Origin of the sequence: Dyella sp. BiH032 (assembly GCF_031954525.1) — a bacterium.
Lineage (GTDB): Bacteria > Pseudomonadota > Gammaproteobacteria > Xanthomonadales > Rhodanobacteraceae > Dyella_D.
Genome location: NZ_CP134868.1, coordinates 1 through 16692, shown reverse-complemented (window position 1 = coordinate 16692; position 16692 = coordinate 1). Strand labels below are relative to the sequence as shown.

The following is a 16692-nucleotide window of genomic DNA, read 5'->3' as shown; positions in this document are numbered from 1 at the left end:
CTTGGCCGAGCTGACCACTCCCGCCAGAGAGGTTCTTGTGATCGTCCGCGTACCCGTGAGCGCCTATGCGATGGATCCCAAGTCGATGGGCACGCGAGGAATGCTTCACTTCCAGCTGCTCACCGTTGCACCCGGCGACCCGTCGGCCTTGAGCATCGCCGTGCTTGACGACCTCTTGCGGGTTTCGACGTGCCGCTCCTGTGGGAGGGCCGCCCTGTCGCTGGAAGCGCATGCGCACTGCCAGCTGGAGCCCGGTATCCACGCGCTGCAGATGCCGTGGTCCGATCACATGGCCATGTCCCGACGCATGTGGAAGGAGAACGTACGCATCCGCCAGAAGAAACGTGCGATCGCCGAGCGCAGCGCGGAGGATCCTTTCACTGCGAGGCATGTCGCACCGCTGATGCAAGCGCAGAACGCCTGTTGCTACTACTGCGGCGATCCGCTGGCAACGCACGGCGTGAGCGACCAGGTACACCGCGATCACATGACCCCGCTGGTCAAGGGTGGAACGCACGATGTGGACAACATCGTGCTCGCCTGCCGAGCGTGCAATCTGGACAAGAACGGGTTTGAGACTGCGGCGGTCTTCTGCCGACGGATCGCTCGACGACTCAACGCCGAGCAGCTGGAACGAGTCCGCGCCATCAGGGCTTCTGTTCGCCGGTGGAAAGCCACGCGCGCAAAAGAAAAAGGCCGGACAAGCCGGCCTCCCTCGGGACACTAGCCGCTCCCAACTACGCGAACAGTTCGTCGACCAGCTCGCACTGCACGCCGACCACGTCAGTGCCACCCGGTGCATGCCGCGGGGCCAACAGCACCAGGGCGCACTGCGCTAGGGTCTGCTTGTTCGGGTCGAGGTAGGCCTGGGCCTGGTCAAGCGGCAGGCCGTGGCCGCGGGCAGCATTGCAGGCCTCTGCACGCAGTGCGCCTTCGTTCTCGACCTGCAGAATGACCTCGCACACGATGAACTGCTCTTTGTCCGACATCCGATGGCTCCGCCGTTGCTGATGTCGCGATACTCCCGGCCAGCGCTCGCTGGCAAAGTCATGGGCAGTTCTGCGTGGCGCATCATCCCGGCTGCATATACTTGGGGTCCGCTATCGACGTATGGACAACCATGTGCGGATTCCGGTCTGACTGAATACCAATGCCGGTTTGACCTGAACTCACCGCTGGTGCTGACCGGGTGGCGTTAGGCTCATTGCCTGATAGCACGCTCGGAATTTCCTGACAACGGACCGTCGACGTCCGCGCTCCGCATTCCATGCCGGTAAGCCAACCCTAGGTTCGACCATGGCAAATCCACTACCGGCGTAGAACGGATCTTGATGCGTTTCCAGCGGGAGGACGCTAGCATTTCGGCTGAGGAAGACAGGGCGAGAGGCTGATATGGGTGACAGGGGCTGGGACCGGCGGACGGGAGCGCGCGACGGCGAAAACGGCGGGCCGACACTTTTGGGAAGAATCTTTAGCGGGGATTCCGAGGCATATCACCAGGGATTGCAGGAGGGATACCTGCGGACGCTTGCAAGGGAGGGAGAGAGGGAAAAAGAGCGCGAGCCCGTGCTGAATACGATAGTCGCTCAGACGAAATTGCTGCGGCCCAGCGCGAGACGCGATTGCGTCGAGGCTCAATTGAGCAAGACCTCGAAATGCTCCTGCAGGTCTGGGGTGAGTACGGCAACTCCATCTGGTTTAGCGGGAATGAGGTGCGGGATTTCCTCGAAAGTCTCGTCACAGGACCACGCGGTACCCAGGTCATCCGGCTCCTTGGCGAAGACGTCAGAAAGGCCTACCGATGGTTTCCGACCACGCCCGACAAATACGCCTATCCGGTAGTGGCTCCTGTCTCGCTCTGGGGAATGGCTACGGCTCTTTATAGCCTCATTTCCTTGCTGACGAATTGGTGGTCCCTAGGCTTTTTTTATAATGAGCTGATCGTCCTATCCGTTGCGACGCTCTGGTACAAGCTCTTGCAGAAGCGGCGTATGGAGCGCATGGATCGACTTATTTTGCGGGCCAAACGTTGCTTGGCACAGATGAAGGAAGAGTCGGCTAATACCGTCACCCCTCCACTGCAACTTCGTCCGGCCTCAAAGAAGAATCCGCGACCATCCTCTAAGGCAAAGCCACGCCCCTGAGCAAGTCACTGTGGCCTGCCCCTGACACCCGTGGTCAGCACCAGCGGGGCGTTCAATGGTCGCCGGAATTGGTTTTCAGTCAGACCGGAATCCGCAACCATGAACAACGGACTCCCTAAACCCGCCAAACGGTACGGCTTGGTATCCCAGAACGTCGATGAGTGGGGATGCGGCGTTGCGTGTGTCGCGTCGCTGACAGGTACACCCTACGCGGAGGCGAAAGAACGTCTGGAGACGACAAAAGGGGCAGGGATCAATGTCCAGCCCAAGGGTCTGGAGCTGCACGACATTGCGCTTGCACTGCAAACCTACGGAAAGTACGTGGTCGCAGACTGGCAGGAGCGAGATCTCGCCTCGTACCCCAACGGCACCATTGTGTGCATCGGAGACAAGGACGCTAGCCGCGACTCCCACCACTACATGCTCAAGACTCCGAGCGGATGGATGGACCCGTGGCACAACATGGATAGGAAGCCCCGCGAGGCAGGCTTTCGACAGACCTACCCGCGCGGGAAGTACTTTCTCGTTGCTCTCGTGCCAAAACGCCGGACAGCAGTGCGCTAACCGGCGCCCCGCCGAGCACTCCGTCTGCTACTCAGTCGGTCGAGAGTGCTCCACGTCGCTGAGCGGGCGCGAGCCTTATGTGCTCATGGGTAATGCCGCCGCAGGTGACGCCCGTGGCCAGGCGGATCGTCAGTCCGGATCCGCCGTGGCTCCCGCAGATGACCGTGCCCAGAGTCCCGACGGGCACGGAATCACCGCTGAGGTGAAGTATCACCGCCGTTTCAATATCCCTGCCACGCCAATCCGAAGGACGGCGCCCGCCAGGCGGTGGCGCGACCCTGAGGCGGCGTGGGTTCTGTCGACCATCGGCCATCCTTGAACTCCTTTTGACGGTGCCGAGCGGTCAGGCTCGTGCTGCGGCGCGCTTGGACGCGGCCGTCACGGTGTCCACGAACAGCTTGATGGCTTCGTCGCGCGGCATGGCGTTGAGGATCTTCACATTATCGCCGTGCTTTCGCTTGATGGCAGCACAGTTCGTGTCGTTGAAAGCGCACTTGAAGGTGTAGATGTCGCCACCGATCAGGACGAGGACCTTATCCTTGATCTGGCGACCGAATCGACGCACCAAATCCTTGCGGCTCAGCTCATCAGCCGCGAGCGCGTCGATATAGGACTCCAGATCGCCGTAGGGCTCATGCTTACCGTCGTAGTCCCACGTCTGGGTCAGCGCGAAGGCCTTCGCGCGCTGCAGCAGCGCCTTGACCTTGTCCGAGTTATCGACAGGCCAGATGCTCGTCATGCCGCCCTTGCCGCTGTTTTCGACGCGCGCCGCACGCACACCGTCAACGAGCAGCGTCGCCTCGTAGCAGATCGTTTCCTCCGACATGCCGCGATGCTCGGAGAGGTTCTTGAACGTGATGACGGGGGCCTTGTCGGTCATGGTGGTCGTCCCAGTGGAGAGACTTCCACTTTGGCGCCCATGTGCTCGACGTAAACTTCGCGTCACTTTTGCGCGCTTTTCCATTACAAGAACCAAAAAAGCCCGCTCGGCTTGTTGCCGAACGGGCTCTGGCAGTGGACCAGTTGTCCGTCGCGACGCGACACACAACCGTGGCTCAGCTTACACCACGCATGGCACTGGCATCGTCAGATCGTCATTGCCAGTTGAAATGTGTGGTGACGCTACGCATCAGGTCATAGACCTTCTCTTGGTAATCGTCCCATGCGTCAGGGTCGTCGTCGTACGCGCTTTCAGGCTTGGTTGGCACTTCCAAGCCCCACGTCTCGATGACGATTTCTTCAACGCCCTTTCCGTCTTTGGAAAGGAGGTCGCAGCTTCCACCGCTGTCGATGTCTGAGCCACTGTACGGTCGCATCAGGACAGAGAGCATGTCCTTGTCGAGCTTTCCGAGATCGTAAGCACCAATGACGGTTGCCTCGAAAATCCTGTATCCGGCGTTCCAACCCATTTCATTACCTCGGCAGCATCAGATGAGATCTCCAGCCACGCTACCTGGACGCCTGACAGTCCGAAGTTAGACCGAAGCCTGCTCACAAACTGGCGCGCTATCGGCCTTCAGGCGAAATGCGACTCCCCGCTCAACAACGCGCCGCCGGGGACACTTAGCCCTGGCCAAGGCAAACCAGAAGGACGCCCAGAGGCTCCACCGTTTCGGTCGCGGCGTGTAAACGTCCCACGCCGGCATTCGTCCCGACCACCAAGCAACCGTTTTGGCGCGATAGGTTGCAACATCGCTCTTCCGGATCCCGTTCGCCGGCGTCCCTTCTTCTTCGCGTCCCTTTCGCGCCGGCGGCGGCTTCGACGCATCGGGCGTGGTCGCCCAGATCGAATGAATCCCTGCGCAGAGAAGCACGGGCTCCATGGCCTGCATGCCGGCGTGGACCGTGCGGATGCTGTTTGCGCGCTTGGGCATCCGCTTGATCACGAACCCCCACGGACCAGCTCGACGCACATGCAAGCTCCAGTTCCCACCACCGTCGTTGCGAAGGGAGATCACGCGGTTGCCAAGGCGCAGTGCTGGATACTGGCGAATGAAGAACGTGAGGATCATGGTCAGAATCGCAGTGGCCGCGAACGCTACCGCCAGGATCAGGTCGTCGGTGTTGGCGATGCCCTTGACGCCATGGACAGTCAGGGAAAAGAGGGACACGAGTCCAAAGACGGCCAGTCCGAGACGGAGCCGGTAGGTGCGATCGTCTCGACGTGCGGCCCTCATGACCCACGTTTGGAACACCTCGACCTTCCGAGTCGTTGCCGTACGGTCAACGACGCACAAGACGATCCACACGATTGGAATCACCAAGATGCCTCCAAGGATCATGTCGTGAAGCTTCGGCACCACTGTACTCACCGGTACTGCGCGGTCGATCCATCGGATGCCTTCTACGGCCAGTCGCAATGGGGACGGGCTCACTTACTCGCCTCAGCCATCTCGTGGGTGATGATGTCGCGGGCCTGCACCTTCGCGAACTCTTCGCGCGTCAGGTGGAGGGTGACCCGGTTCGTCTTCGAGCGACACATGTCCCCTGCCGATGCGATCGGAGTGCGCTTGCCCAATCCATCCACTTGTACCGCGTCGACCCGGGACGGCTGGTCCGTCCACACTTTGAGCGCCGCTCGGCATCTCGTCTGGTCCAGGTCGCCGAAGTCGACGCTCGCCGCGCCGTCGTTTAGCGCAGCGATTTTCACGGGGAGGCCCTGATCGAAGGCCCGCTTACCGATCAGCGCTCCGTGCACCCAGTCGTCGAGGTTGTCGAACGTGTAAGTCGGCCGATCCTGGTGGTAGGCGATGGCACCCATTCCCACGGCGCCCGCCGCGAATAGCACCCAAGCGATCAACTTCAAACGCATCACCTTTCCCTGTTCTTTGAAGACCACATTCCTAATGACAGCTCGTGTCACCCTTCGGCGGTGCGGTCGTCAGTTGTCTTGCCAGTGCTGTGGTATGGGCGAGCCCTGCTTCCAACGAGGAAGACCACCACGGTCAACAAATATAGTCCGCCGAGAAGCCAACCCCAGTGAAAATCCTTGAGGCCGGCGAAGAACAGGTCGACCGCGTCTCCCAATTTGGTGGGCGCAGCCCGGGCAATGTCCGGGCTCACGAGATCGACAGGCGTATCCACCAGCTGCACCGACCAGAACGCGACCGTTGCGAGCACGCTGGAGAAAAGCAGCAGTCCCTTCAGACCCCAACGCTTGGCGGCGCGGAACGGGACGGTAAAGAGGTAGCCGATCGCGGCGATTCCGAACACGCCGAGGACGAAGCCTTCCAACGCACTGTCATTGTCGTTACGCCTGGACATGTCCGGACTCCTTCCTTTCCGGCAGCAACATCATGCTGCGACGCCCCTCTAAAGCCGTGGAGGTACCGTTCTCGATTCCTTCCATTTCCTGCTCCTCTACTCAATCCACATTCAACGGTTGACGCTGGTCTGGCCCGAGTTCGCTGGGTCGCGCGAACCTCAGTGACACGGTCACGGGCCGACGGTGGCCGCGTGCCCAGAGCAAGAACTCCTGCAGCTCAGTGCGGCGGCCCTCCGGATCGCACCACCAGAGCTCTCCGAAGTTCTCGGACGCAACTTTTACCGCGCAGCCTGCACGGCCGAACTCTTCCAGTTCAGCCAGGCTCATATCTGGCGCAAGTCGAATGGTCGGCTCGCGACCAAGCGTCAGTTCATCCTTGTTCACCGTCAGCCACAGCGCGGCCCGCCTGGCCTGCTCCAGCGCAAGGGCGTCCTGCAAGCTGCAGTGACCATCGTCCGCGTGGACTCGCGCATGCCGCTGGCCCACGCCTTCGATCACCTGTCCGGGCATCGTTCGCATTCCAGGCTAGTAGCCGAACATGGCCGCGACGCGCTGAAGGCGAGTCACAAAGACATCGATGTCGACGTTGTCCTTACCCATCGGCCAGCGTGATTGCAGGAAGAAGTGCGCCACCACGTCGAGCGCATCGTCCCGCACGTCGGTGTCGCCCCACTGGCCATCCGCCAAGCGGCCGCGCTCATAGGGGTAAAGGGAGTAGATCGCCAGAAGTTGGTCAGACGAGAGGGTGATCCCGGCCTGTTCCTTGACGAACTCGCAGGCCTCGGCGATGGCTTCCTGTGCCGGTATGGCGGCGGCCAGCTGAAGGGCGGCTTCCACACGGAGTCGCTGGAACTCAATCAGCGTCGCACCGTCACCGGTGAAGAAGCGCTCGTCCGGTTGCGACGTGATCCCGCTCGGTTCCCTGATCCACATGCCTCAAATCTCCTTGTCGGTCCGCCCCACCCTACGGCGCGCAGCGGACCCGTCCTAATCCAACGATGATCGATAGCCGGCGTCAGCGACCCGGCACGAAGAGCAGCGCCAAGCGAAGGGCGAGCATGACGCCCAGCCCCGCGAAAATGGACACCGTCCATGGGAACGCCGGCACCCACGCCACTCCCAGTCCCTTCAGCCCGGCCAGGACCATCGACCCGGCGATGAAGAATAGAGAGAGAACATAGAGTCGGGAGAGGACCGCACCCGGCCCGCGTGTGTTCGGTTGGTTCATGGCGTGACGTCCCATCCTCGTCCAGCTGCTCGATGCCGCGTCGACGGCGCCGTCAGTCCCGAATGGGATCGGCCCGCCGCGGCGGATGTACCCCAGCGCTATCGGCAGTGAACGCGAGAAATGGAGGCGGTCTGGTGACGACCGGAGTTCACCCCGGCTTCTCAAGGGGAGACGAGCGGGTTACCAGAGAAGGGATGAGAGGAGGACCGCGATAGCCACGCCGGCGGCCAGCCAGTTGTAGGCCAGGTGGGTACGAGTGGCTTCAAGCACTCCCTTACCCCGGTGACCCGCCCGTCCGCCGCCGACGAGATATGCCCGCATGAACCCAAGGCCCGCGACCGTCAGGGCAAGCGCAAACCCGACGGGAATACCCATGACCAGGTGTGCCAGGCCGAAACGGAGCTGACGGAGAAAGCGGTCGGCACCGGACTGAAGTTCACTGCGACGCCTGTATTGCTGCTCCTCCCAGTGGGCCAGCATCGGGGCACACAAGACGAAGATTGAGAGGACGACGAGAGAGAGGACAAGGGGCAGCACCTCTGCGCGACGCGCATCGCCGGAAGGCATCAAGCCCTCGTTCTCTCGTCCCGTCAGGACACGCCACCATCCCCACTGCAAGAGGGGAACGTAGTGGAGCAAGAGTCCGGCACAGACAGCGACCGGCACGATCAACGCCGCCGCCCTGCCGAAGTGTCGCGGTCTCAGTCCCCTGATAATCACCGAGGCCCGAGGATTCCGAGTGACCCTCCGCGCGAGTCGGTAGAGGACGTAAGCAAGGAACAAGTGAAAGCCGGTGGTGACGATCGGCATGCGGGCAGTCCACGGCCCAGGGCCGATGAAAGAAGGTGTCCAGGGGAAGAATCAGTGTGTCGGTGCCGGACGGGCACGGCGACGGCGAACCGCTCGGGCGATGTCGCGTGTGGACTTGGCAAGGATGGCCAGAGGAAGTGCCAGAGGCGACAAGGTCACAAGGGTGCCGGCGACGAGTGCCAGCAACGCGAGTCCGGACGGGACGATCGAAGAATCCATCAGTGGGTGAGGCGTGCCCGGCCAGTTGGGCAGGCGGACAGGTAGGCACATTTCACGCAGGCCCCCGTCCGCTCCGCCGGGTTCGGTTCGACCTTGCCGGCGTGGAGGGCGTAGTAGCGGTCGTGCAGGTGGGCCAGCTCGTCGTCACTGAGCAGCGGGACACGCTGGTACTCCGGCTTGCCGTTCACGACCAGTCGAATGAAGCCGAACGGCGCGACGGCGTGTCCTTTGGCGACGCCAATCCGTCCGTGACGCAGTACTGCGCCTTGTGCGGACAGTTCGACCTGGTCGTACGCGTACACCTGCCGCCGCTTCCGCCTCTTGGTGTCGACGGGATACAGCAGACCGTCCGTTCCGACGAAGACCTGGTCGAAGCGAGCCCCCAGTCGCCTGGGGTGCTCGGTCCGGAAGTACTCCTCCGAAAGGATCAGCCTGCCCTCAGCGATCTCCGGCGGCATGGCCGAACGCTCCACCCGGTCATAAGCCGCCTGGGTGTCACCCCTGGCGCCCTCCTTCTTCGCGAACTTGAGGTAGGCGAGATAGAGGCCGAGAAGTAGGAAGAGGAAGAGCGTCCCGATCATGTCAGTCGCTCAGCAGCTCAGGGTCTGCGTCGTAACCGGACGGCAGTCCACCGATCACCCACTCCGACCGCTGGAAGTGAGGTGACGTCCACTTGACCGTCAGGTCCTCAAGCGACGCATCGTCCGTGATGCCGGTGATCCGGCGCAGACGGTCCAGCCACAGGCCACGACGCTCCTGCAGGTACGCGTGGAGCCAGACCGCAGTGCGATACAGACAGGTCTCTCGCGAATCGCCGATCAGGGCATTGACCTGCCAAGCCGCGACAAGCGCGAAGTCCGTGATCGCTCGTCCGGCCAAGGCAACGTTCGTGTGCACAGCAAGGATTCGGTCGCCCTTCTCCCGCACCTCCTCCAGGAGGGTCAGTCCATGCAGGCGCGACGCCACCTGGTTCTGATGAGACGTCGCTCGGTACTGCTGCTGGCGAATCTGCTCACCAAGGTCACGCACGATCTGGCGAGCCTGGTCCCCTGCCGACTCGACATAGGCCTCGGCGCGGGCGGTCGCGTTGAGCGTGCGCTCGCCATCCCAAGACTCACCGTCCTGAAGGATCGCGTAGATCTGGCGGTAGTGACGCTCGGCGCGGTCCTGCTCTTCGAACAGGGCCAGGTCGAGCGAGGACGTCACGGGGACAATCATGCTGGCCTGCTGGTTGGTAGTGCTTACGTGATCCATCACGGCTTTCTCCACTGTGGTTACTTCCCCGCCAATCCTTGGCGGACCCAGTCCAACACCCGACTCACGGGCGGCTTCAACAACGGCCAGCGGTCCAGCGCGCTGGCCACGAACGGGCTGATTGCATGGTAGGTACGAACGCACACCCGTCCAAAGGTGCTCGGGAGCAGCGTCGAATCGCGCCAGGCACGCAGCTCGTCCGTACGTGGATCGCTGACCCCGTACACGGCGCTCGCGATGAAGCAACGGGTGTCGCGCCCCTGCGGCTGGGAGTTGTGGGACTGGCTCACCACCGCGTGGAAGCGGGCGTGCTCGTGATCCCCTCCCCGCTTCGCGTCGGCCTGCTCAGCCGTCTCGCGAACCCCAAGCTCGCGCTCCTTCAGGAGGCGAACCTCGCAGAAGGCCATCGAAGCCAGCTTGGTTGCGGCGAGGTACTCCCCGGCCTCAGGCGAGCGCGGCTTCATTACTGAAACCTCGGCTGGAGCGCGTCGGAGAGGATCGAATGGAAGGTCTCATCCAGACCCAGGTAACGAGACACCGGAGCCCGACTGTCGTACTTGGTGATCTTCAGCCCCTTGAACTGGGTGGCCTTCAGATCCTCGAGCACGGCCACGCCGTCGATCAGCCCCATGTCCAAAGCTTCAGCCGAAGTCCAAATGCGACCTGACGAGATCACGTCCCGCGTCGCGTGCAGTCGCTGACCACGGGTAGCAATGACGTCATCGACGAAGCCCTGCCCCATCTGGCGCACCAACTCGGTGTTGAGGGCCGCGTCCTCCGGCGAGGTCTTCGACCAAGGCGACACGCCTCCCTTCAGAGCGCCGGAGCGAAAGACGTGCTCCGTGAGGCCAAGCTTGGAAGCGGCCTCGCTCGCGTCGATGTACCGCATGATCGCCCCGATCGAACCGACCACGGAATACCGGCCAGCGTAAATCCGGTCGGTGTGCACCGCGACCATGTACGACGCCGAGGCACCGATCTGACCGATGATCGAGTAGATCGGCTTGCCCGACTTCGCCCTGCACTGGTTCAGACCCGAGACCATCCGCTCCGCCTCAGTCGGCGAACCGCCCGGCGAGTCGATGTCGAGCACGATGTACTTCACCTTCTTGTTGTCGCAGGCCCGATCCAGCATCGCCAAAACCTTGTCTGCCGAGGCGCGGGTGCTGTTGGCAATCTCGCCCTGAACCGGAATGAGCGCGACGGCGTCGGTCGTCGGATCACCTTCCACCCCACTGCCCGCCAGAGACCGTACGAACATCCAGTAGGTCAGGAACCCACCGACCGCTAGTCCCATGAAGATGGCTCGGCGGACTTTCCGCCAAGTCGCTTCGTGCTTCTCGCGCTGCTCTTGGTGGGCAAAGTGCTGGGCAGCCTGCGCAGCAACCTCAATGATCGCCCCCTGCCAGGTCCCATCCGGCTTCTCGTGCCGCTGTTCGTTCTGTTCGCTCACTGCATTCTCCATTGCGTGAAACATTTGTTCCACGGACTACTGTTATCGGGAGTGGACAAGGCGCAAGCCTTGGCTGTTGGTCGGGATCGGATTCGGGCCCATGGCCTGCGCCGCCATCAAGCACCGCCAGGGGCTACGCACCAGGGCAGCAATCGGAACTCGATGCCCGAGGTATGCATGCACTGTCGTCCAGAGCTGAAGGTGCTTGCCGTGCGCCGCGGGGCCGATCCCCGGGATGAGCTGAGTGGCTTCCATTCCTGTTCCTCGCCCGCCTCCTGCGGGGGTCGTGTTCAGATTTATCGCGCCTCGGGCATGGGTACTAACCCGGGCGCGTCGTCGGCAGGCACCGCCTCAGGCACACCTTGAATCCGCTCCTCATAGCGGCGGATCAGGCGCTGCACGGATCGACGGATCTCGAGCAGCTCGGCTCGGCGGTGGCGGATGGAGGTCGCCTCCCTTTCGGCCTCACGGACGATCTCCCGCTCATACGGCCTGGCATGCGCGAGCAAGGTGGTCAGGTGATAGCCGTGGCCACTCCCCCTCCCACTCCTTCCTTGCGGGATGTACTTGAAGGCACTCCTCTCACCCTTCCCCTTGTTCTGGGTGAACCAGTACAGCTCCATCGAACCCTTGTGGGCTCGCACGCTGATGTTCAGTGGTGAGTACAGGCTTCCCTTCGCTGGCTCCGTCGCGGCTTCTCGCTGGAGCTTCTCTTCGTCGCGGAGCTTAGTTCGGCTGTTGCGGAACTCTTCGACGAGAGACTCGGCTTCGGCTTCGAGCATTGCCTCGGCGATTTGGATTTCGGCTGCGATGGCAGTGAGCCTATCGAGCCCCCTTTGTGCCTCCTGCGCGTTGAGCGCGATTTGGCGTGTGGCTTCTTTGGTGTCTGTCCCAGTCATTCTATCTATCATGGGATTTGCAGCATTCCCCACTCAGGAAAAAACACCCCCGTTATCGCAGGGGGTTTCCCGCACTGGGGAATCGGCTAAAAGCCACTTCATTGAAATGGGGAACGGCCGCGAAAGCCGATCCCGGCACGCGCTCTGCCCGTCGCCCTGCCCCACCCCTCTGGGGAATGCGCCGGAATCCCATCTGATTGATATGGGGAACGACGTGTAACTCCCGTCGTTACCGACCTTCGCGTTCGGGCCGCCTTCGGGGCTCCTGTTCCGCCCGGCCGTCGAGTTGGGAATGGCCGATCGACTGTCTGCCCGTCCACAAGGCCACAAACCCTTCCCCCGGGAGCGCTTCCCATGGGCGTAACACCCCGATCTCAGGCGGGGGTTTCCGGGCTCGAAGTCCTTAAGTGCAGATTCGAATCGCCCAGAAATGGCTCTGTTGAGCCATTTGCGGCTGGTCGGCGCTTCCGTAAGTGCAGATCGCGGGGTGTTTTGGACCGGCCCATGCCCCATGCGACCGTATCTGCACCCGCACAACCTTAGGACCGAGGACTCGCGGGCTTTTCGTCCGTTATTTCAATGGCTTACGGCCAAGGAGAGTTTATGAAAATGTGCAGTATCGCCACCGCTATCGCAGCGCTGGACATTGGCTACGGCAATCTGAAGGCCTTGGGCCTTCGCCCCGGTGCCAGCGAGCCCGATGTGATCAAGCTTCCGATCGGCGCCGCGCCGCTGGAGCAGGCCCCGAAAGCTCTCGGTGGCGGCTACGACCTGCGCGGCGGCGAGCGCGTGACGATCAACGGCCTGCCGTGGGTCGCCGGGACCGATCCGCAGATCCTGCAGGGTTTCACCCGGCAGGCTGATCCGAGCTACATCTACTCGCCGGAGTACCTGGCGCTCTACTACGCGGCCCTGAGCCGCTTGGACTACGACCACATTGGCATCCTCGTCACCGGTCTGCCCTGTGATCAGTTCGACGGTCCGGATAGCAGGGTCATTCGTCAGCGCCTCTCCGAGCGCCTGAAGGGAGAGCACCAGATCAGCGAGAACCGCCGGGTCAAGGTCGACCGTGTCCTCGTGTTGGCCCAACCGATGGGCACCTACGCGTCCCTGTTCCACGATCAGGACACCGCAAATGACGGACGGACCATCCTCATCATCGATCCTGGCTTCTACTCGGTCGACTGGGTCCTCATGCAGGGCGGCTCCGTGCGTGGCGGGACCGCTCAAACGAATCCCCAGGCCACCGGGCGGATCCTGGAGCTGGCAGCTCGCCAGATCTCCGAGAACCACGGCGGTGCCCAGCTCAGCGTCAATCGCCTCGAAGCGGCGTTCCGCAACGGCCAGGGGACGATGCAGCTGGGCATCCATACGGTCCACTATCGGAACTACATCGACCAGGCCGCCGCATCCGTGTCGCGCCAAGTGATGGCCGCCATTCTGTCCTCCCTGCGCGACCTGGGTGACGTTATCGACTGCGTGATTCTCACGGGCGGCGGCGCTGAGCTGTTCGAGCCGGCCGCAAAAGCTCAGTTCAAGTCGTCGCAGGTCATCTCCACGCCGGACCCGGTGATGGCCAATGCTGAGGGCTATCTGTGGCTGGCCCATCGCGCCGCGATGTCGGCCGAGCGGCAGGCTGGCCAGGCTGCTGCTCAGCAGAGGCGCGCCTAATGGTCGCCTCCACGTTGGCCAGCGCAGAAGGCAAGCGTGCGAGGCCGAAGGCCAAGTCGACCCGCGATCCCGACGGTTACACGCCTCGCATCATTGTCCGCTGGGATCCGACTGGAGTTGCGGACCAAGACCTACTCAGTGATCTAGGCAACTTCAAGGCACGTGCGCGAGGCAAGCGAATGAAATACCTCGCTCGCCTCGGCCTGCTTCTGGAGGCACAGGGAGCACTGCTGGAAGGTCGGAAAGAGTCGGGGCGGCTTGTCTTGCCGGCTTCGTTGGCCGCCGGCGGGTTGGTGGCCATCGCCCTGCCCGCCCAACCCGATTCGGACGGTCGCTCCCCCGAGGTTCCGGGTAGCCAGATTGACCAGGGTGTCGGCTTGGACGGCATGCTCGGGCAGATTGAAGAGTTCTGAATATCCCCTCTTCTCGGCCACGGCGCCCGAAGTCTAGAAGGTGGTCGAATACAAACAGGGGTTTTGTTTGTCCGATCACCTTCGTTTTTGACTTCCAATGCCATTTTCGTAGGTGTAGCCTCGCCGAAAATCTGCACCCTGTGGCTATTTCGTGAACATTTCTACTGTTAGGAGCCCCCATGGCTACGTCCATTGATGCCCCCATCGAACCGGTTCAGTCGGGGCCGACCACCCTTCGGGCCACCCCGGAAGACTTCCGTCGCTGGGCCGACGTCGGCCAGGAGATGCTGCTGAAGTTGGCTGAGGCCACCAACGAACCTAACGAGCGACGTGTGCTCCGGACGTTTCGAAAGACCGAAGCGATGGAGATCGGTCGCATCACTGAGTACCGCTGGAACGAAGCTCGAAAGAAGCTCAAGTTCGGCGTCTCCACTACCGCCGAAGCTCGCGTCACCCTGGAGGAGATCCACAAGATCCAGGAGATGCTCGGCATCCGACCGCGACGCCCCAAGGGTAGCCGTGCCATCCGCATGGCGGTAGCCAATTTCAAGGGCGGCGCAACCAAGACGACGGTTGCGTTTCACATCGGACAGGCGTTCCCGCTCCGCGGCTACCGCACGCTACTGGTGGACGCCGATCCCCAGGGAACCCTGAGCCGCCTGATGGGTTTCCGACCCGAGAACATTGACCCGGATATGACCCTTACCTCCCTGTTCGAGAACGTCTCGAAGGAGCAGAAGGATCGTATCGGTCTGCGGCCTCAGCCGACCCATATCGACGGCCTCGACATCATCCCGGCGTCGCTGGAAATGACGGGCTCGGACATCCACATCGCCTCTGCCTTCATGCAGAAGGTTGAGGGTGCATCTGAGTTCTATCGTCTTTTCGATGACGCCCTGGCGGCGATCGAGGACAACTACGACATCATCGTTATCGACACAGCGCCGGCCTTCAGCTTCCTTGCCTTGAATGTGCTTTGGGCCGCCAACTCGCTTGTTGTCCCCCTGCCCCCGAGCTTCCCGGACTTCTCCGCCACGGTCGACTTCTGCGGCATGAGCGGCGACCTGATCTCAGCGATTTCGAGACTGAAGGGCTTCGGCAAAAGCTGGAGTCCCACTGTGTTCATGCACTCGCGCTCGGAGAGCACGAATGCGGCGGCTGATGTGCGTACGTTTGCCGGGCATCTGTTCGGCCGCTACCGCGTCGAGGAAGGCATTCCAAAGCTCAGCGCCGTTGAGAATGCTTTGTCCCAGATGCGTTCCATCTACGAAGTCACTGGCGCCGAGGTCGACTCGCGCGCCCTGCGCCGCGCCCGTGACGCGGTGGATCAGTTCTCGGACCGCCTCGTCAAGCTGATCGAGGGTGAATGGGCAGAACAAGTTCGCGAATCAGAAGTAGTGGAGAACGACCATGAGTAAAGCAACAGAGCGCCGCCAGGGCATTTTGGGGAGCGTACTTGCTACCGGGCTCGCGTCCTCCCAGAACGCAGAGCCCGCGCCTGACCGCCCGGAAGCACGACCCGCCGCGGTCGATGGCGCTGGGACGGAACCCCAAGGTAGCGGCCAGTCCCCTGCCCGCCCGCGCGGCTCCTTTATGACGAACCTGATCGGTGGCCAGGCCGACGGTCTCGAACAGAAGTTGAAGGACTACGAGGAGCGCTGGGGCAAGGCCATCCCGATGCGGGAGGACATCGACCCCAAGCTGGTAGTCCACGGCCCCTTCCACAACCGTCTTTCGGTCGCCTACGACGCCACCCGCTCTGAGGCCTTCCGTAGCCTCAAGGCAAAGATGGCCGTCACCAAGGGCAACACCACGCCCGTCATGCTTCGCGAAAAGGAAGGCGGCGGCTACGAGGCCGTGTACGGCTACCGTCGCTGGCACGTCTGCCTGCAGGACGGCTATCTGCTCCGTGCGTTGATTCTCCCCAAGGAGACGACGAATGCCGAAGTGATGGTGTTCCAGCACTTCGAGAACGAGGACCGTGAGGACATTTCGGTCATCGAGCTGGGTCGCCAGGTCGTGAGTTGGATCAAGGAAGCCGGCTACGGTTCTGCAGACAAGGTTGCTGAGCGACTGGAGATCACCACCCAGCATCTATCGGAGCTCAAGCTGATCGGCTCTTTGCCGGACCTTCTGTTGGAGGTCCACCCTGATCCGCTCAAGATCTCTTTCCGTGCGGCTCGCTCGCTGGCTCGCCTTCACCGGGACCGAGAGAAGGACGTCATTGAGCGCCTGAAGCTCCTCCAGAAGAAAACGCCGATTCCGACCCCCGCCGAGGCCACAGCGTTTCTTGTTGCCCTTGGAGACACCAAAGCACCGGCGGCAGCCACCGCAACCAAGAAGGTTTCGGTCAAGGCGGAGGTGGTGGACGGCCGAATCTCGTTCGGGACTCAAGACCTTTCGGAGGACGTGCGAAAGAAGTTCCTGAAAGCGGTCCAGGCCGCCGCCAAGCAGGCGGGCATCGAGGTCCAGATCTAGTTTTCGGACGCGTCCGTAAAGTTCGCAGCAGACGATCGAACAGAAGAACGCAAGTGCGGGGTCCGGCCAGTTTCAGGACATGTCCGAAAAGTGGCCGGACATTACGACCAGGAGTTTTCGGACGTGTCCGAAGAGTTCCAGGGAAGGCACCCCGGGCAGAGGTTTTCGGACACGTCCGAAAACTTGGAAGGATGGTTTGAGAGGACCCTCGTTGAGGTTCGTCTCAAGCGACCCAGTCGCAAAGGCGCCAAGGCAATTGTGCTCAGGCAAACGGAACTAATCGAAATGACGTAG

General features: G+C 62.2%; 22 protein-coding genes. 7 read left to right on the top strand and 15 right to left on the bottom strand.

Features of this window, described 5'->3' with window-relative positions:
• Nucleotide 1 precedes the first annotated feature (1 nt).
• A complete protein-coding gene (locus tag RKE25_RS22150; protein ID WP_311842567.1) occupies nucleotides 2-727 on the top strand; it encodes an HNH endonuclease in 726 nt (241 codons plus the stop codon).
• A gap of 10 nt (nucleotides 728-737) precedes the next feature.
• Here the strand turns inward: RKE25_RS22150 and RKE25_RS22145 are convergent, their stop codons facing one another.
• Nucleotides 738-989 carry a hypothetical protein gene (locus RKE25_RS22145; RefSeq protein ID WP_311842566.1) on the bottom strand — a complete coding sequence of 84 codons (252 nt, stop codon included), beginning with the start codon at nucleotides 987-989 and terminating at the stop codon, nucleotides 738-740.
• Between the two features lie 666 nt (nucleotides 990-1655).
• Between RKE25_RS22145 and RKE25_RS22140 the strand changes: the two genes are divergently transcribed.
• Both RKE25_RS22140 and RKE25_RS22135 read left to right on the top strand, forming a co-directional pair.
• On the top strand, nucleotides 1656-2144 hold the full coding sequence (locus RKE25_RS22140; RefSeq protein WP_311842565.1) for a hypothetical protein: 489 nt from the start codon (nucleotides 1656-1658) through the stop codon (nucleotides 2142-2144).
• A 99-nt stretch (nucleotides 2145-2243) separates the two neighbouring features.
• On the top strand, nucleotides 2244-2708 hold the full coding sequence (locus tag RKE25_RS22135) for a hypothetical protein (protein ID WP_311842564.1): 465 nt from the start codon (nucleotides 2244-2246) through the stop codon (nucleotides 2706-2708).
• 343 nt (nucleotides 2709-3051) lie between these two features.
• Here the strand turns inward: RKE25_RS22135 and RKE25_RS22130 are convergent, their stop codons facing one another.
• The 14 genes from RKE25_RS22130 to mobI all read right to left on the bottom strand — a co-directional run bounded on the left by RKE25_RS22130 (nucleotide 3052) and on the right by mobI (nucleotide 11836).
• Nucleotides 3052-3588 (bottom strand): hypothetical protein, encoded by a 537-nt coding sequence (locus tag RKE25_RS22130; protein WP_311842563.1) that lies wholly within the window; start codon nucleotides 3586-3588, stop codon nucleotides 3052-3054.
• 214 nt (nucleotides 3589-3802) lie between these two features.
• A complete protein-coding gene (locus RKE25_RS22125; RefSeq protein WP_311842562.1) occupies nucleotides 3803-4117 on the bottom strand; it encodes a hypothetical protein in 315 nt (104 codons plus the stop codon).
• Nucleotides 4118-4183: 66 nt separating this feature from the next.
• Nucleotides 4184-5008: a hypothetical protein gene (locus tag RKE25_RS22120; protein ID WP_311842561.1), complete on the bottom strand. Its 825-nt coding sequence runs from the start codon at nucleotides 5006-5008 to the stop codon at nucleotides 4184-4186.
• A 71-nt stretch (nucleotides 5009-5079) separates the two neighbouring features.
• Nucleotides 5080-5520 carry a hypothetical protein gene (locus tag RKE25_RS22115; RefSeq protein WP_311842560.1) on the bottom strand — a complete coding sequence of 147 codons (441 nt, stop codon included), beginning with the start codon at nucleotides 5518-5520 and terminating at the stop codon, nucleotides 5080-5082.
• 47 nt (nucleotides 5521-5567) lie between these two features.
• Nucleotides 5568-5972 (bottom strand): hypothetical protein, encoded by a 405-nt coding sequence (locus RKE25_RS22110; protein WP_311842559.1) that lies wholly within the window; start codon nucleotides 5970-5972, stop codon nucleotides 5568-5570.
• A 100-nt stretch (nucleotides 5973-6072) separates the two neighbouring features.
• Nucleotides 6073-6483, bottom strand: a complete 411-nt coding sequence (locus RKE25_RS22105) for a hypothetical protein (RefSeq protein ID WP_311842558.1) — start codon at nucleotides 6481-6483, stop codon at nucleotides 6073-6075.
• Between the two features lie 15 nt (nucleotides 6484-6498).
• A complete protein-coding gene (locus tag RKE25_RS22100; RefSeq protein WP_311842557.1) occupies nucleotides 6499-6906 on the bottom strand; it encodes a hypothetical protein in 408 nt (135 codons plus the stop codon).
• Nucleotides 6907-6988: 82 nt separating this feature from the next.
• Nucleotides 6989-7201: a hypothetical protein gene (locus tag RKE25_RS22095; RefSeq protein ID WP_311842556.1), complete on the bottom strand. Its 213-nt coding sequence runs from the start codon at nucleotides 7199-7201 to the stop codon at nucleotides 6989-6991.
• Nucleotides 7202-7381: 180 nt separating this feature from the next.
• A complete protein-coding gene (locus tag RKE25_RS22090) occupies nucleotides 7382-8011 on the bottom strand; it encodes a hypothetical protein (RefSeq protein WP_311842555.1) in 630 nt (209 codons plus the stop codon).
• 218 nt (nucleotides 8012-8229) lie between these two features.
• A complete protein-coding gene (locus RKE25_RS22085) occupies nucleotides 8230-8811 on the bottom strand; it encodes a hypothetical protein (protein WP_311842554.1) in 582 nt (193 codons plus the stop codon).
• Between the two features lies 1 nt (nucleotide 8812).
• Nucleotides 8813-9484, bottom strand: coding sequence for a hypothetical protein (locus RKE25_RS22080; protein WP_311842553.1), 672 nt, complete (start codon nucleotides 9482-9484; stop codon nucleotides 8813-8815).
• Between the two features lie 20 nt (nucleotides 9485-9504).
• A complete protein-coding gene (locus RKE25_RS22075) occupies nucleotides 9505-9948 on the bottom strand; it encodes a CFI-box-CTERM domain-containing protein (protein ID WP_311842552.1) in 444 nt (147 codons plus the stop codon).
• A complete protein-coding gene (locus RKE25_RS22070) occupies nucleotides 9948-10937 on the bottom strand; it encodes a S49 family peptidase (protein ID WP_311842551.1) in 990 nt (329 codons plus the stop codon). Before RKE25_RS22070 ends, RKE25_RS22075 begins: the two co-directional genes overlap by 1 nt.
• A gap of 296 nt (nucleotides 10938-11233) precedes the next feature.
• On the bottom strand, nucleotides 11234-11836 hold the full coding sequence (mobI, locus tag RKE25_RS22065) for a conjugative transfer protein MobI(A/C) (protein WP_311842550.1): 603 nt from the start codon (nucleotides 11834-11836) through the stop codon (nucleotides 11234-11236).
• Between the two features lie 603 nt (nucleotides 11837-12439).
• On the opposite strand from mobI, the gene RKE25_RS22060 reads away from it, so the two are divergent.
• The 4 genes from RKE25_RS22060 (at nucleotide 12440) to RKE25_RS22045 (ending at nucleotide 16398) form a co-directional block, all read left to right on the top strand.
• Nucleotides 12440-13507 carry a ParM/StbA family protein gene (locus RKE25_RS22060; RefSeq protein WP_311842549.1) on the top strand — a complete coding sequence of 356 codons (1068 nt, stop codon included), beginning with the start codon at nucleotides 12440-12442 and terminating at the stop codon, nucleotides 13505-13507.
• A 179-nt stretch (nucleotides 13508-13686) separates the two neighbouring features.
• On the top strand, nucleotides 13687-13920 hold the full coding sequence (locus tag RKE25_RS22055) for a hypothetical protein (protein ID WP_311842548.1): 234 nt from the start codon (nucleotides 13687-13689) through the stop codon (nucleotides 13918-13920).
• 179 nt (nucleotides 13921-14099) lie between these two features.
• Nucleotides 14100-15338, top strand: a complete 1239-nt coding sequence (locus tag RKE25_RS22050) for an AAA family ATPase (protein ID WP_311842547.1) — start codon at nucleotides 14100-14102, stop codon at nucleotides 15336-15338.
• A 175-nt stretch (nucleotides 15339-15513) separates the two neighbouring features.
• Complete coding sequence (locus RKE25_RS22045) at nucleotides 15514-16398, top strand: hypothetical protein (protein WP_311842546.1); 885 nt, start codon at nucleotides 15514-15516, stop codon at nucleotides 16396-16398.
• The last annotated feature ends 294 nt before the right edge of the window (nucleotides 16399-16692 follow it).

Coding starts and splice junctions, on each gene's coding strand:
- RKE25_RS22135 (WP_311842564.1), top strand. CDS start 2,244: ATGAACAACGGACTCCCTAAACCCGCCAAACGGTACGGCTTGGTATCC.
- RKE25_RS22130 (WP_311842563.1), bottom strand. CDS start 3,588: ATGACCGACAAGGCCCCCGTCATCACGTTCAAGAACCTCTCCGAGCAT.
- mobI (WP_311842550.1), bottom strand. CDS start 11,836: ATGACTGGGACAGACACCAAAGAAGCCACACGCCAAATCGCGCTCAAC.
- RKE25_RS22095 (WP_311842556.1), bottom strand. CDS start 7,201: ATGAACCAACCGAACACACGCGGGCCGGGTGCGGTCCTCTCCCGACTC.
- RKE25_RS22085 (WP_311842554.1), bottom strand. CDS start 8,811: ATGATCGGGACGCTCTTCCTCTTCCTACTTCTCGGCCTCTATCTCGCC.
- RKE25_RS22125 (WP_311842562.1), bottom strand. CDS start 4,117: ATGGGTTGGAACGCCGGATACAGGATTTTCGAGGCAACCGTCATTGGT.
- RKE25_RS22110 (WP_311842559.1), bottom strand. CDS start 5,972: ATGTCCAGGCGTAACGACAATGACAGTGCGTTGGAAGGCTTCGTCCTC.
- RKE25_RS22050 (WP_311842547.1), top strand. CDS start 14,100: ATGGCTACGTCCATTGATGCCCCCATCGAACCGGTTCAGTCGGGGCCG.
- RKE25_RS22115 (WP_311842560.1), bottom strand. CDS start 5,520: ATGCGTTTGAAGTTGATCGCTTGGGTGCTATTCGCGGCGGGCGCCGTG.
- RKE25_RS22045 (WP_311842546.1), top strand. CDS start 15,514: ATGACGAACCTGATCGGTGGCCAGGCCGACGGTCTCGAACAGAAGTTG.
- RKE25_RS22080 (WP_311842553.1), bottom strand. CDS start 9,484: ATGGATCACGTAAGCACTACCAACCAGCAGGCCAGCATGATTGTCCCC.
- RKE25_RS22090 (WP_311842555.1), bottom strand. CDS start 8,011: ATGCCGATCGTCACCACCGGCTTTCACTTGTTCCTTGCTTACGTCCTC.
- RKE25_RS22060 (WP_311842549.1), top strand. CDS start 12,440: ATGAAAATGTGCAGTATCGCCACCGCTATCGCAGCGCTGGACATTGGC.
- RKE25_RS22100 (WP_311842557.1), bottom strand. CDS start 6,906: ATGTGGATCAGGGAACCGAGCGGGATCACGTCGCAACCGGACGAGCGC.
- RKE25_RS22105 (WP_311842558.1), bottom strand. CDS start 6,483: ATGCCCGGACAGGTGATCGAAGGCGTGGGCCAGCGGCATGCGCGAGTC.
- RKE25_RS22140 (WP_311842565.1), top strand. CDS start 1,656: ATGCTCCTGCAGGTCTGGGGTGAGTACGGCAACTCCATCTGGTTTAGC.
- RKE25_RS22075 (WP_311842552.1), bottom strand. CDS start 9,948: ATGAAGCCGCGCTCGCCTGAGGCCGGGGAGTACCTCGCCGCAACCAAG.
- RKE25_RS22145 (WP_311842566.1), bottom strand. CDS start 989: ATGTCGGACAAAGAGCAGTTCATCGTGTGCGAGGTCATTCTGCAGGTC.
- RKE25_RS22055 (WP_311842548.1), top strand. CDS start 13,687: ATGAAATACCTCGCTCGCCTCGGCCTGCTTCTGGAGGCACAGGGAGCA.